Origin of the sequence: Salinibacter sp. (assembly GCF_042218895.1) — a bacterium.
Lineage (GTDB): Bacteria > Bacteroidota > Rhodothermia > Rhodothermales > Salinibacteraceae > Salinibacter.
In genome coordinates this window covers 1-13373 of record NZ_JBDGQQ010000170.1, presented here as the reverse complement: position 1 = coordinate 13373, position 13373 = coordinate 1, and the positions used below count along the sequence as shown (strand labels likewise).

The window sequence follows — 13373 nt, the reverse complement described above, 5'->3', positions numbered from 1 at the left end:
GATCGAATGAAGAGCGCTTCCAGATGGGCATCTCCATGTGCCAGACGGCCCGAACCCGACACTCCGCACCCCCTATGTCGGGTGGGATACATAAAGCCGTTCGTACCCGGGCCCGAGGATCGACACCACCGTTCGATGGTGCTCTTCCATGTTCAGAACGAGGTGTTGAGAACCAACGTGTAGGACGTGGATCCCCTCGAAACTTTGAAAGATCCAGCGAGCGGTTGGCCGTTGGGTCGGTTTCCCCTTTTGGTCGGGATATGACCTCTCTCCGGCCTGAAGACCCTGTCGAATGCGATGCTGGAGTGCCGCGTACACCATGAGGCACAGGGTCATTACCATCAGGAGGGCCTCGATCCGCTCCTCGCTCTCCAGAAAAAGGGAGGAGGCTACAAACCAGGGATCCTTCATAAATCGGAAGCCCCGCTCCACCTTGCTTTGTCCCTTGTACCCCTTCAGTAGCTCCCGCCCAGAGAGACGCTCCTCGTCGAGCTCGTTGGTCGCCAGGATGAAGAAGCTCTTCCTCTTCACGAGCTCAGCTTTTCGGGCCTCAGAAGGGACGAGCTTCCCCTGTAGCAGATAACTTTCCTCCCCGGTCTCTACGGGAGTCCCCTCCTCATCCATGGTGAAACAGATGGCACGAAGGACCCTGCCTTCCGCCAGCGTGCTTGCGGTAAGATCCTCCTCAAAGGCGCTCAGGGCCTTTTTCGCGTCCTCGCGGCACGAGAACTCCCGTGCCAGAAGCTCGCGGAATTCGCGCTTCTCCTCCTTATGTTCGCGGTCGCGCCGGTTCGCTGCGCTTTCTTTGGCCCGCGCTTCGGCCGCTTCCGAGTGGACCACGAGCCACCGCTGCCGGACTCCGCCATATTCAGAAATATGCTCTCGGGCCTCGTATCCTTCGGTAAGCGGTTCAAGGGCTGCCGGGTCAGTCTCTTGGACAACCTCCTCGGCTTCGCTGATCGCTAGAGGAACTCGTGTGATAAACTTGACACCGTTCCTGTCAAGGTCCTCGACGTGAGAGGCGCTGTAGAGGGAGCTGTCGGCCACCACGTAATCGAACCCGTGTGCGTTTTGGAGATGATCAATGTGCTGATCGATCAGCTCCGGAAAACTGCCCTGGTCGCTCGCGTTGCCCGAAAGCGGCTCCATCAACATGGGCAATCCCGCTTTGTGCTCCACCATTAAGTTGAGCACGACTTGATTGAGATCCGGGCGGTGGTCGCGGGAATATCCCTTCCGGATCTGAACCACTCCATCTTCGGTCTCCCGCTCCGAATTATACTCTCCATGGGCCAGGAAACTGGTCGCATCCAGATGGGCAAACCGGGACGCGAGGCCGAGCTGAGCGGCCCCATGCGCCGCCAAATCGCGAAAGAGCTCAGTGACTCCGTAGTCGTAGAGGCTGTCGAGCGCTCTTCCCAGCGTGTCGTCATTGAGATGCTCCGGCCGGATTCCCTCTCCAATCAGACGTTCAGTGGGCCTGGCCTTAAAGAACTGCGGCGTCAAATAAAGAGCCTGCTGGACAAAGCCTAACCCGTTGAGTACCATGGCCTTGACGGCTTGTCCGACCGAGACCTCACGCTCCTCGAAGCCGAAGGGCGATGTGCTCGTCGATGCGATCGCCAATCTGGAGTTCGTCGTACATTCCGGCTACCAGACCCAGATGGTCCAGAACCTCGCTCTCGTAGGTCTCAGGGGCAGTTGTTGCTTCCATCGATTCCTCCAGGTCAGGGCGGGCACGTCTTGAAAGACAAGTACGCCGAGAATGGAAGCAAAAGCCAGAAAATTGCCAAACTGGCAGCCTGTCCGCCTCAGAAAACCGGCCCAGGGCCGTCCTTTATTATAATCCCTGCCATTCTGCAGGTGCGGAGTGTCGGCCGAACGATCGTCTGGTCGTCCCTCCCCGAGGACCTCGGTCCAACCGAGCGCCGGGTTCAGTTCTTTCTGCGCTACTACGGGGACGAATTATCCGCGGACCGGTGTGACGAAATTGTGGCGGAGATGCGATCCCAAAACGAGAAGATGACGTGATACCAGCGACCAAGGATCGGTGTGCCCATCTTCCGCACCCCCTCCCCCGGGGTGACTGAATTTAGAGAATTACCCGTACATTGTACCCCAAATTGGGTTATTAGTCGTATCTTTTAGGGGCTTCGCGCGCTTCCTGTCGACCAGATTCCTCGCGACAAGTGCGAATCAGCAATCGCTGTCGATGTCGATGCGGTTGGAAACAGAATGCCGAGGCGAATACAGCCCACACATGTGTTCGAACATATAATGATTGTACCATGTTAACGCCTAATCTCTGAACTAAGTTAGGCCGCCAGCGGGGGTGCGGAAGATCGGGTTGAAGACGGGGAGGTACACTTGCCTGTGGCTATCTCCACCGGTGGGGCTCGGGGACGCAGAAGGAATCTACAGCTTGAGAATCCACCCTTCGCCTGGACCCGAAAATTCCAGGTTGTGAGGCCAGGTAGGAGTGGACCTCCCCCGGTTTGACGTTTTGCCCGTAGTGCGGCCCGGTAGCCAAGTGTGCAACTTCGATCAGTAGTTGGGCCGCTGCTTCGCCACGGAGATTCCCTTCGTGGCGTCGAGTTGACAGATTTTTTCGAACGCCGCATCTGCCTCCGCTGAAAGGTCCTCGCTTGACTCCCTGCCAGCGTTTTGGGCGAGCGCGTCGTAGCATTTGCATTTGTGCTCCCAAACCGTCAGGGCCAGTGAGGGGCTCCACGAATCAAGCGCATGCCGCTCGACGTCCGCGTCTAACCGATCAAGAAGGGGGCGGGCGACGGTGAGCCGATCCCCCTTCATGCAGAGCAGAGCGATGTAGAGCCGTCGGTGAAACGCTTCCTTCTCGGAGGTGTCTTCCGCGGCCCCCTCTCGCATCAGTGTAAGGGCCTCGTCAAGATCTCCCCCACCGAGGAGCTGTCGGGCCTCCTCATACTGTTCAGAGACGGGCATCTGACTGTCGCTTCCGGCCGCTCCGTTCTCCTGGCCGTCGCCCCCCAGCATGGGCTGGACCTGCGTCTCGATCCAGTCAACCGTGAGCGGACTGGCAAACGGCGTCCCGTCGCTGAAGGCAAGGGAGGGAAGGCTGGGCAGGCGGCGGACAAGGCGGGCCACGTCAAACACCACGGCGTCGCGGGCTGCCTCGTAGGGGGCGCCGAGCGCGTCAAGCGCCGAGGCGACCAGTCGCTGCAGATCGAGCCAGAGGTGAAAAGGCTCGTTTTGAAAGGAGGATTCCCCCTCCCGCACAAGGTTCTCGTACTCGCCATCCTCGAGCAGGCCACTGAGGTAGGTCCGTCGCTGCTCCCGCGGGGACTGGAGGCGCGTCTCTCCCCCATCGTCAGGAGGCGCCTCGCGCAGCACGCCCCACTGGACGGCCCGAAGCAGACGGAATGGGGTCGGGTCGGTCAAGTCTTGCTCGCGGAGGAACAACGCCGCGTCGGAGACCGCGGCGGAGACGTCCGACGCGGAGGTGAACTCAGACGGCGCGCTCGGCGCTGCCTCGGTCGCAGGGGGGCCTCCGTCCCTGGTGGGTTCCGAATGGTCTGCTTCGGCGGGCTCCGACGGCTCGTCCGGCTCCGGCTCCGGCAGCGAGCTGATGACGTCGTCGAACTCGTTCAGGAGGCCGCTGAGCGAGGGGGCATGTTCGCCCATCTCCTGCAGCCCAAAGTCCTGGATCTCCTTCAGGGCGTCTCGGGCGGCAACCAGCGGCGCGCGATCTGGTTGTTCAAAATCAGTCGACGAGACCCAGTCGGCAAGCCGGTCTGAAATAAACTGGAGGGCGCTGCCGCGTCCCCGCATTCGCCGTTTGGCAGGATAGAGGTCTTCCCAGTACGTGTCGATCAGCAGTCGGACTGCCCGAACGGCCTCCGCCATCCGGTCGGCTCCGTTCACCCGGGCTTCCCCAATCACAAGATAGCCCGCAGCCCGCAGGTCCTTCGACTTCTCAGTCAGTACCGTCCGCGCCAGCTCCACGATGCGCTCGTAGTCAGCTTGGCCCGAGACGGACCCGATGTTGTTGATTTGTGTCTTCAGTGACTGGAAATCCTCGTCGTAGGTCACATCTTCTCCAGCAGGAGCCTCCTCGCTGATGGGAGCCCTGATGGATTCAAGAAACGGGGAGGAGTCCTCGGGGAAATCTTCGACCTCGACACCGTTCGCAGGTTGAGAATCGGTCGGATCCGAGGGGGCTGTGTCTTCAGATGCGTCTGCCGAGGCGTCTTGGGAGTCGGAGTCAGGCATCAGAGCCACCAGCTTGTGGGAGGGGAGGCGAGCGCTCGGACGTCACCGGTTACAGGCGCTGGAGAAAAGCCCGAAGGTGAAGCTGTCTGTCTTCGAGGAGCGAGCCATACTCTTCAGGGAGGGAAAGGGCCGCCTGTGCCTCCTTTTCCCCTCTCGCGCGTCCCAACCTGTAAATCTTCTCGATTTCGCCGCCGGAACCGAGGAGTTGAAAGAAGGTGTCGGCCTGAGGGGAGCCGAGAAATAGGAGGAGGAATGCGGAGGCAGGGTTGCGGGAGTCAGGAGTCCAGAAGAAGCTGCACTCGGTGTCGGGGTGATCGAGCAGGTGGAGGCTGGTGTCTAGCCAGAAGCACACAGTTTTCGTCGGGGAGGCCTCGCCGCTTCTCAGTGGGAACTGAAGGCCGTAGTTGAGGCGGGGGGTACTGCGCTTCCGCTGCGGAAGAAGAATGTCGAGCAGGTTTTCGAAAAGCCGGTACTTCCGACCGTCCTCGAAGTGACCGAATAGAGCTTCTAGAAAGCTTCCCACGGTTTGCTGCTCCAAAAACCGGCTGTACTCCGCCGGCGGCGAGGACTGGGGGGTAAATGAGGGGGCAATCTCCGCAACCCGATCGGTGACCTCCCGGTACGGCAGGGTTCCATCAGTCGCGTCCTGCACGACCTGCTCGGCTGCCGTGTAGAACGAATCGGCCTGGAGCGGGAGATGCGCCAGCTGGTCGGTGCGCACGGCGGACTTCGGAAGCTCGCACGTCACAGCAAAGGGGTAAGTGCGCCCGTTGCGGTCGCGGCTGGCCCGAAGCACACCGAGCAGAGCATTGGGGGCCTGGCGGCCGCGAGCGGAGAAAAGGAACCGCGTCGTGGGGGCGTCGTCGAGGGCCTCCTCCCAGGCCGAGTCATGGCGCTCCCGTACCCGGCGCAATCCTTCGTGGACCCACTCGTCGAAGGCGCGCATCGTGGGCGTGCTGGCTCGATGGCGGACGAAATCGCCGTGGGTCGGCACTTTTCCTATGCAAGCAGCATCGAGAGAGGACGTTCGCATTGGACCACTGGCGCAGCGGGACGAAGGAGAGTCAAATCAGTCGAGGGTTTCTGGCGGGCTGAAGCGAAGAGTTTCGCCTGGGTTCGCGTAAATTCCTAGCGCGTCGGAATCCCGAAGGTCATAGATTGCCGTGAGGGTATATTGGTCGGAGGGAGCGAAGCGCCACTCCAGCCGGTAGTCGGTGGGGCTTTCGGGAGTAACCTTGGCTTTTTCTAGCATCCGGAACCAGGCCCAGGGCCCGCTGGCCTCTATCGGGCCCACCGTGCCTGCATTTGTCGTGATTCGGACCATCGCTCCTCGGCTCGTTCCAGGCCACTGGAACCTCTTTTCTGGACGAGCGCCCAACCTGTAGACCAGCTTCGTCCCGTGTGCGCGGATCGTGACCCTCCCTGGCGCGGGAGCATTTCCCTCACGCTTTGGCTGATAGGGCACAAGCTTGAACTGGAGCCCGAAGCCTCCCGAGAAGAGCTCGTTCCGGATCTGCTCGGCCCGCTCGAGCGCTTGAACCATGGATGGTGAAACCTGGATGCCTTGTCCCTCCCAGGTCTTCGGCCGGTATTGGTCCTCCCGGAGGAAGGACGACAGGAGATTCTGGTAGAACGCCGCCAACTTGCCGTCCTGCGGGCGAAAGAACTTCTTGAAGGTCGCGAGGGGCACGTGGTTGGGGCTGCCGCTCACTGGATACCGACCCTCCAGGTTGGCCTGATAGAAGCTGTAGACCTCCTCATTCCAGCGTGCGTTGAGGTACCTCTGGGTTCGGCCCAGCACGGCCGTCCACCCTTCACGAATTGGCCGTTCGAAGAGCTCGCGCCGGACCTCAGGGGAAATCTGACTGAGATAACTGCGCAGGGAGCTCATCTGTTGGTCGAGCTGATCTCCGGCGAGGACGCGCTTCGCAAAATCGTACGTCGTCCTGCGGTCGTTCCGAATGCCATCCAGTTTGCGGCCCACCTCCCGGAGCACTCCGAGGGCCTGCTTCAAATTCTCGGATGGACCGTCCGGGCCAATCGGTTTCAGGCGGTGGAGACTCTTCATCCGGCGGTTGACCGGGTGCACATTTGATGTTTCGGACGATGCGGCGTTCGGCGCATCGGCCCGCACACCGGTCTGCCGCTGCACGGCCCCCTCCGCACGCCGGGCTGCCTCCTCCTGAGCCTGCTTCTTGGCCGACTTCGCGGCGGCACCGATTGCCGATCTGAATTGCGTCTGGTTCGTGACGCCCCCCAAGACATACAGGATCGGGGAGTTGTACTGGTCACCGAGGGTCTGCAGGGCCTCGGCCGTCGAACGAAGATTGCCGAAGGAGCGGTACTCGACGCTGTTCAAAAATTTCTTCCAGGCCGCGGCGTAGTCCCCAAAATAGCGCTCTCGAAGCTTCTTTCGCACGGTTTCAGGATCACGCAGGTTTTCGGAGAGCTGCTCGGACCCTCCTCCAATGAGCCCGTCCTGGGTGGGCGTCTTCGCCGCCTGCTTGATCTGCTCCTCGACGAAGTTATTCCATGCTCGCTGCGTGAAGAACCCGGAGACCTTCACCTGCGAGGGATTGGCAAAAAGGGAGATCCCGCTCTCCAGCATGCTTGTGAGCGTGACGGGCGAGAACTGGCTAGCCCCCTTTTCCTTGATCCGATCATAGATGGTACGAATTGTCGGGGGACGATTCACCAGTCGCGTCACGCGCTCCACCGTGGAGGGCTGGACCTCGAACGGCTCCACCCGGCCCTCCCGGAGCCCGTCCACGTAAGCCTTCATGTGAGACTGAACCTGTCCTCCATATCCCTCAAAGCTTACAGTACTTGCAGAGCCGGTCGGTTGGGTCATCCGGCGAGTGAGATACTGGGTGAGCTGATCCCGATACCGGTCCTGCCGCAGCGCCTGCGACGAGTCGGCGAGCAGCAGATAGTTCTCGAGCTGATCGCGCAGGGCCGAGCGCTCTTCCTGCGTCACCGACGCTGCATTCGAGAGCTTCGTTTCGAGCGCCTTGAAGCGCTCTCGCACGAGCGGTCGGAGCGTCCGGTAGTAGAGGCTGCGCGCAGGAGGGAGGACCGTCCCGCCGCGGTAAAGACCCGACTGGAGGAGAGGGGGATCTTCCTGGTAGCGTGTCAACTCGTCAATCTTGTCCTGCAGCCGAGTAAGCTTCTTGAGGTCCTCCGACGTGTTTTGGCCGTCCCACTGCACCGACGCGGCGGCCTGGGCCGCCTCCTCCACCTCGTCGAGGGTCCCCAGGCTGCGCCAGAGTGCCTGTGAGAGGCCCACCACGATTAGACCGAGCACCACGGCTGCCGCGGCTCCGATTCCCCATCGCAAGAGGCGCTCCCATCGGGCTGCACTAGAGGTCTGCTCGACCATGTACTGGTCGGGGATGACCGCTTCGGTAAACAGGTTCTTCAGAAAGTAACTCTTCGTCTCCGTCTCTGGCTCGGCGCTCTCCTCCAGGCCTGTGGCAAAGTTGAACTCCTCGGAGACCGACTGAATGACGTGATCGATCGGGGCCCCTTCCTGGGTGCCGCTGGTGAAGTAGAAGCCCCGAAACTCAGGGTTCTCCTGGTAGGGGTTCTCCTGAAACAACTGGTCGATGAAGAACGACAGATTCTCCTTCGCGGAGGCAAACTGCAGAGGAAATGTATATACCTTTCGGCGGTCTTCCCGCTTCATCGACCGGCTCAGTCGCTCGAACCGCGTGTCAATGAGAGAATCCTTGAGTCGCTCAAACTCCTTCTCGAAGAGGGCTCGCGGACTGCCCTCCTCACGCTGCTCTTCAGTGAGGGTACAGCCCCAGATCTGCTGTCGCTCTTGACGCGTCATGTCCCTGAAGAACTCGACGAACCCTTGCAGCAGGTCGCACTTCGTGAACACGACGTAGACCGGGAAGCGAACCCCGAGTTTCTCGACGAGCTCACTGACGCGACGACGGATGTTGTTGGCGTGCCACTCGACCTCGTTGGGCGCAGCGTCCACCAACTCGTCGATGCTGATCCCGACAAGGACGCCGTTGATAGGCCGGCCTGTGCGGTGCTCCTTGAGCATCTCGAGGAAGGCGTGCCACTCCTCCTCGTCTTCCTGCTCGGTCATGTAGCGGCCCGCCGTGTCGAGCAGAATAGCCTGATCGGTGAAGAACCAGTCGCAGTTCCGCGTGCCCCCCACTCCCCGCACGCCGTCGGTCCCGATCGGAAAATTGAGCCCTGAGTTTTGGATCGCTGTCGTTTTTCCGGCGCCGGGCGGGCCGATAAACATGTACCACGGCAATGCGTGGAGGGCCGCGTTGCTCCGTCGCCCGCGCCCGAGTTTCGACTGTTTGAGCTTGGCGATGGCCTCCTCGAGCCGCTCCTGTAGCTCCTGGATCTCAGCCTGCTTGTCCGGCCGAGAGTTCATGCGCTGCTGCTCGGCCTGTTGCTTAATCGATTGCTCGATCTTCTGGGCGCTCCGGCTCGCCTGGATAAACTCGTAGGCGACGACGCCGATGCAGACGACCAGCAGGCCGATGATGATGAGCAACTGCGTGACCATCGTCCAACCGAACCACTCCCCGGCAAAGAGCGTCAGCGCAATGAGGAGCGCAAAGCCGACGGCGATCCAAAAATATCGGTTCTTGAATAGATTGAGGATCGACTGCATGGCAGCAGTGGCGAGCTAGTGCGGAGGGAGCAGGGCTTCTACGGGGCAGCCGCGGACGAGCTACTGAGCCTTCGCGATGAGAGATTGGATCTCTTGAGCCGTCTCGTTGGCGGCGTCCGAGGCATAGAAGTACATGCTAGCGTAGACGAGCAGGCCGATGAGGGCGGCGGCCGCCGCGATCACCCAGGTGGGAAGCTTACTTCGCACCTCCTGTGCAACTTGCCCACGCGGGGTACCGTGCGGGGCCATCTCCTTCCCCCCCATGCCCGGCAGGCGCCGCAGGTCCTCGTAGGTGCCCTCAATGATCTCACGGAGGCGCTCCTGGCCGTGGATCTGGTACTTCCCCTTAAAGCCGAGGGTCATACACAAGTAGTAAACCTCCAGCACCTCAGCACTGGCCCCTGGGTTCTCGCGAAGATCTTCCAGCCGGTCGAAAAACACCTCGCCTGCGTCGTACTGGTCGTACAGTTCCAACTGCAGGGGCGTGCTGGCCCAGTCCTCCTTGTGCGACCAGTCGGAGGACAGGATCGTCTCGTCGATAAAAGCCACGAGCGCAAACTTCGCCGACTGAATGTCGTCCGGAGAGGCCCCCACGCGCAAGGCCTCGCGCTCAGCATCGTCCAGCAGCTCCTTCATGCGTCGACGAAGCGACTCCAGATCGCCGAAGTCGTCGCTCGCACGCAGATTCAGGATGAGGGTGAAGCAGGGCGCAAAAATTTCGGACAATCGCTGATCAGTCGTTTCGTCGAAAAAAACGTCCTGATCGGGGCTTTCTCTCGTGTCCGTAACCATTTCGGAGGACATAGCGACCACGGCGCCAATTTGCTTGCGGAGAGAGACTAAAGTGCGGCCATCAGTTCGAGCTCGACGTCACGAAAGTCTGATGGTAGGAAGACCGCAATGCCTTCCTCGTCGAGGATCGACTCCCAGAAGGGCCCCTGCTTTTCGAGTCGGAAGTAGGTGGCCCGATCGTCCACCGGGATGCCTGTAGGGAGGCGACGTGTCGTCTCTACACTGAGCGCCTGCGTGTAGCTTTGCAACACAGAATCGATTGTATTCGGCGAGGCCACCCGCAGCATGTTGGGCAGGGCATTGGTGAGTTTCTCCTCCGAATGCTGATCGCTACGGGTCACGAGAAACAGCCGTGCGTCGTCGAGAAGGTCCTGAGACACCGATGCTACGTACAGGTTTTCCCGGTCCCGTTCGAGTGTGATGCGTTCGTAGCCGGATGAAGGGGTGGCCGCCCCAATCATGCGTCGCAAAATGGTCTCGAGCTGACTGAAGCCTTCGCCAGGTGCCTCGTGCTCGTACGTCGGTAAGTTCCGCGGGTGTATCTGCGCATCCTCAACGTACGTGGACAGCTCTCCAGCGAGGATCGCAAGCGTATGGAATAGTTCGCGAGGGTGATGCTGGCCATGAGCGTGGTACTGCTTGAACTGGGGAATGTAACTGTTGATGGTCCCCAATAGGTTGAGCGCCATGACATCCGAGGGGGACAGCTCCCGCTGCGAGAACGCGTCCTCGCGCCGTTCCACCAATTCGTCACTCTTGGAAACGAGGAGTTCGAGTGTCTGCCGGGCCAATTCCGTGAGGCGGCCCGAAGCATTGAGGTGGAGGGAGGGAGGGAGAAAATGGTCGTTCAGCGAAAACCCACTGGTGGTACGTTCAATTTCGACGAGAGGAAGCGTGCTGTACCCCTGCTGAGGCTCGCTCGCGAAGCGGATCTGGACGTTCGTATGGGCCACCTCGACAGGACGCTCATTCGCTCCCGAGTTTTCGTCTTGAATATCGACGCTCTCGGCGATGAACCGCGTTTCCCGTTGCTGCTGGGCGCTCCGCAGTTGCACGTTGCGTCCATCCTGGCGATCGGCGGGCACCGCCAGTAGAGCCCGCATGCGCTGCTCGTCACCCGGAAAGGATTCCTGCACGTTTCGCACGTCTGGGAGCGGACTCGACTCTGGCATGTCGATGACCAGCCCATCAGGCAAAATGCACGTGCATTGGGTCAGGGCCAATTCCCCGTTGTCGAGACGCTCCTCATCAATGCCAAGACGCACGAGTCCCCAACTGTGCGGCTCGACGGCCTGAAGGCGAGCATGGAGGGTTCCCTGCTGGTATCGGTCCCACTGTTGGAAGTGGTGAGGGTCGAGGGTCATACCCTCAAACCAAACGACTCTCTTTCGATCACGAGGCATGGTGACACCAATCTGATAAAGTCGACCGTCGTCTTCGCGAGCAATTCTAGAGTCCGACCTTGTCCAGGAGGCCTTTCCCTTCAACGGCCACGGAGATTCGGTTGTCGTAGACAGTAACGGACAGCCGATCCCCTACTTCTTCGACAGAGTAAAGAGCGCGCCATTTGTCCGAATCGGGGTTGCGAAGATTCGCCGCTACACCGATAAGTTTGGTTTTTTTGGCTACCTCCAGTTCGAAGGTCGTCGTTTCGTTCGGGTACACGGTTTTTCGTTGCGGAGAGCTGACCAACTTGCCCAACGCCCCCTTCTCTTGCCAAAACGTACGAAATGAGAGGTCCTGGAAGCTACCCTCGCCGCTCAGTTCATACACCTGAACGACCGCGGCATTTCCACCGCTGTTCATGTCGGGCTTCCCACTCATCATCACCTCGATGGTCGTCGAACAGCCAGTCGCGAGAAAGGCGACGAGAAGGAAAGACACTGCCGTGGTTCTCATTCTGTTTTCGGCTGGAAAAATGGAATGGAAAAGGGCAATTGACGATGGAAAGATCGCTACGCGGCGTGCCGTCATTCCTCCCCGGTCGTGTCTTTCCCGGAGGAGTTAGCGGCCGTCATGCGAGCGAGATACGCTTTGATGAAGGCCGGTCTAAAGATGCGCTGTTCAGCCGCAGACCAGTCTCCTCTCTTCAGGTCATTCCACTTCGACTGGAGACGTTCGACAACCGCCGGACTCGCCAACATGGGAAAGTACTCGTACACGACATTTTCCTCAGTGATTTCCGCCCGATAAACCTCAGGATTGAGGCGGTCCATTAGCTCTTCGGCTCCCTTAGTCACGCTGGCCTTGTACCCATTGAGCATGGCTACCTGATGCACGGCCAATGCCTCGGCAGCATCCTCAACGTGATCGAGCCGCTTCCGGCGCTCGTCCTGGGAGATAGACGGATCTAGAAGGTGGTCCTTCATGGTGCTTGCGTCTCCGCTGTAGAGAAAATCCGTCTCGGCGGACTGCATAATGGTCTGCCCAATGAACTCATGACGGAACTGCCAGGGAATCCCGATGATACGCGAGAGGGCCTCTACCAGCGTGTCGAGCACCTCGTCGATAGCGTCGTTCTCGGCCCGGACCGATGGCGTCGACGGAGACGAAGCAGAAGCTGGCGAGGATGGCCTTTGGGATTCGGTATCTGGGGGCGCTTCCGCGGACGGGCTCGAGGACGATGAACGGGCCGGAGTGTCTTCGGAAGAGGCGGGAGAACTCGCCGTCGATGACGGCGGCACGCCAAGCAAATCGAGCACCCGTCGCACGGCCTCGTGGTTCTCCAGCTCTGTGTCGGTCCGGCGAAAGGCATCCTTCAACGCATCCTCGCGACGCTGAGGGGCCTCCTGCTCGTACGTCTCGATGAGGTTAGCGAGCGCCTCGCTCAGGTTTTGAGCTGGATCGGCAAACGGGTTCGAGAAGTCGGCCGCAAAGACCGTTTCGTCAGTGGCAGGCGAGGGGAACGGAGGTCCTGTCGGAACGAACGTGATTTCGAAGTTGCCGATGGAGAAGATATCACCCTCAGCAAGTTCGTAGGGATCGCCGGCCGTCAGTCGTTGATCATGAAGGTACGTGAAGTTTTTGCTTCCGCGATCTACGAGTTGATACGTCCCCCCTTCTTTCCGGATCACTGCGTGCTCCTTGCTGACGATGCGGTGCGGGTCCGGCAACGTCAAGTCATTCTCGCTGTCCCGCCCTATCGTCACACGGTCTTGGTCAAATAAATACTCGGACGGATCGTCCGCCTCCGTTTCGGTATTTACGACGCGTAGTTTCACAGGCATGGTCCTGATTGCTGCCGATTACAGTCAATGATCGATTACAGTCAATGATGCGGACCCTGGATCGCAGAAATCGATCAACTCGTGCCTCACTGCAGGGCTCTTCGAAGCAAAGCCGGCGGCCTCTCCGGGCCCAACGCTTCCCGTGTGACGAGTCGCCTCCTTGCTTGTGCCGATGCGAAATTGATTCTAAGGAGTAGTAAAATCGACGGAAATGAGCAGGGATTCTGTGAAAGGAAAGAGAAACGCTTAAAGTTTCAGGAAGGCAGAGCTGGCTGGATGATTGCTTGCATCAGGCTTCCCGTCCCCCAACCTGAGTCTCAAGAGAGTTCGTACGTGCCTTCGGGGTGTGGCTGCACGTCGACAGTCGGAATTGGAGCGGAGAGGCGAAAAAAGAAGGGTGCTCTTGCCCCAGAATCCGAGATGGGGATAGAAAAATCCCCCTGAGTGCCGTATCTTCCAGG

General features: G+C 60.0%; 9 protein-coding genes. All 9 read right to left on the bottom strand.

Annotation, left to right across the window (positions count from 1 at the left end):
* Positions 1–72: 72 nt before the first annotated feature.
* Positions 73–1548, bottom strand: a complete 1476-nt coding sequence (locus ABEL04_RS14100) for an IS1634 family transposase (protein ID WP_375803035.1) — start codon at positions 1546–1548, stop codon at positions 73–75.
* A gap of 28 nt (positions 1549–1576) precedes the next feature.
* Positions 1577–1714, bottom strand: a complete 138-nt coding sequence (locus tag ABEL04_RS14095) for a hypothetical protein (protein ID WP_375803034.1) — start codon at positions 1712–1714, stop codon at positions 1577–1579.
* 830 nt (positions 1715–2544) lie between these two features.
* Positions 2545–4248 (bottom strand): type VI secretion system protein TssA, encoded by a 1704-nt coding sequence (gene tssA / locus ABEL04_RS14090; protein ID WP_375803033.1) that lies wholly within the window; start codon positions 4246–4248, stop codon positions 2545–2547.
* Between the two features lie 49 nt (positions 4249–4297).
* Positions 4298–5281, bottom strand: coding sequence for a type VI secretion system-associated protein TagF (tagF, locus tag ABEL04_RS14085; RefSeq protein WP_375803032.1), 984 nt, complete (start codon positions 5279–5281; stop codon positions 4298–4300).
* 36 nt (positions 5282–5317) lie between these two features.
* Positions 5318–8893, bottom strand: a complete 3576-nt coding sequence (gene tssM, locus ABEL04_RS14080) for a type VI secretion system membrane subunit TssM (protein WP_375803031.1) — start codon at positions 8891–8893, stop codon at positions 5318–5320.
* Between the two features lie 60 nt (positions 8894–8953).
* Positions 8954–9697 carry a type IVB secretion system protein IcmH/DotU gene (gene icmH / locus ABEL04_RS14075; protein WP_375803030.1) on the bottom strand — a complete coding sequence of 248 codons (744 nt, stop codon included), beginning with the start codon at positions 9695–9697 and terminating at the stop codon, positions 8954–8956.
* A 35-nt stretch (positions 9698–9732) separates the two neighbouring features.
* Positions 9733–11088 (bottom strand): type VI secretion system baseplate subunit TssK, encoded by a 1356-nt coding sequence (gene tssK / locus ABEL04_RS14070; protein WP_375803029.1) that lies wholly within the window; start codon positions 11086–11088, stop codon positions 9733–9735.
* A gap of 46 nt (positions 11089–11134) precedes the next feature.
* Positions 11135–11569: a type VI secretion system lipoprotein TssJ gene (gene tssJ, locus ABEL04_RS14065; RefSeq protein WP_375803028.1), complete on the bottom strand. Its 435-nt coding sequence runs from the start codon at positions 11567–11569 to the stop codon at positions 11135–11137.
* An 86-nt stretch (positions 11570–11655) separates the two neighbouring features.
* A complete protein-coding gene (locus ABEL04_RS14060) occupies positions 11656–12912 on the bottom strand; it encodes an FHA domain-containing protein (protein WP_375803027.1) in 1257 nt (418 codons plus the stop codon).
* Between the last annotated feature and the right edge of the window lie 461 nt (positions 12913–13373).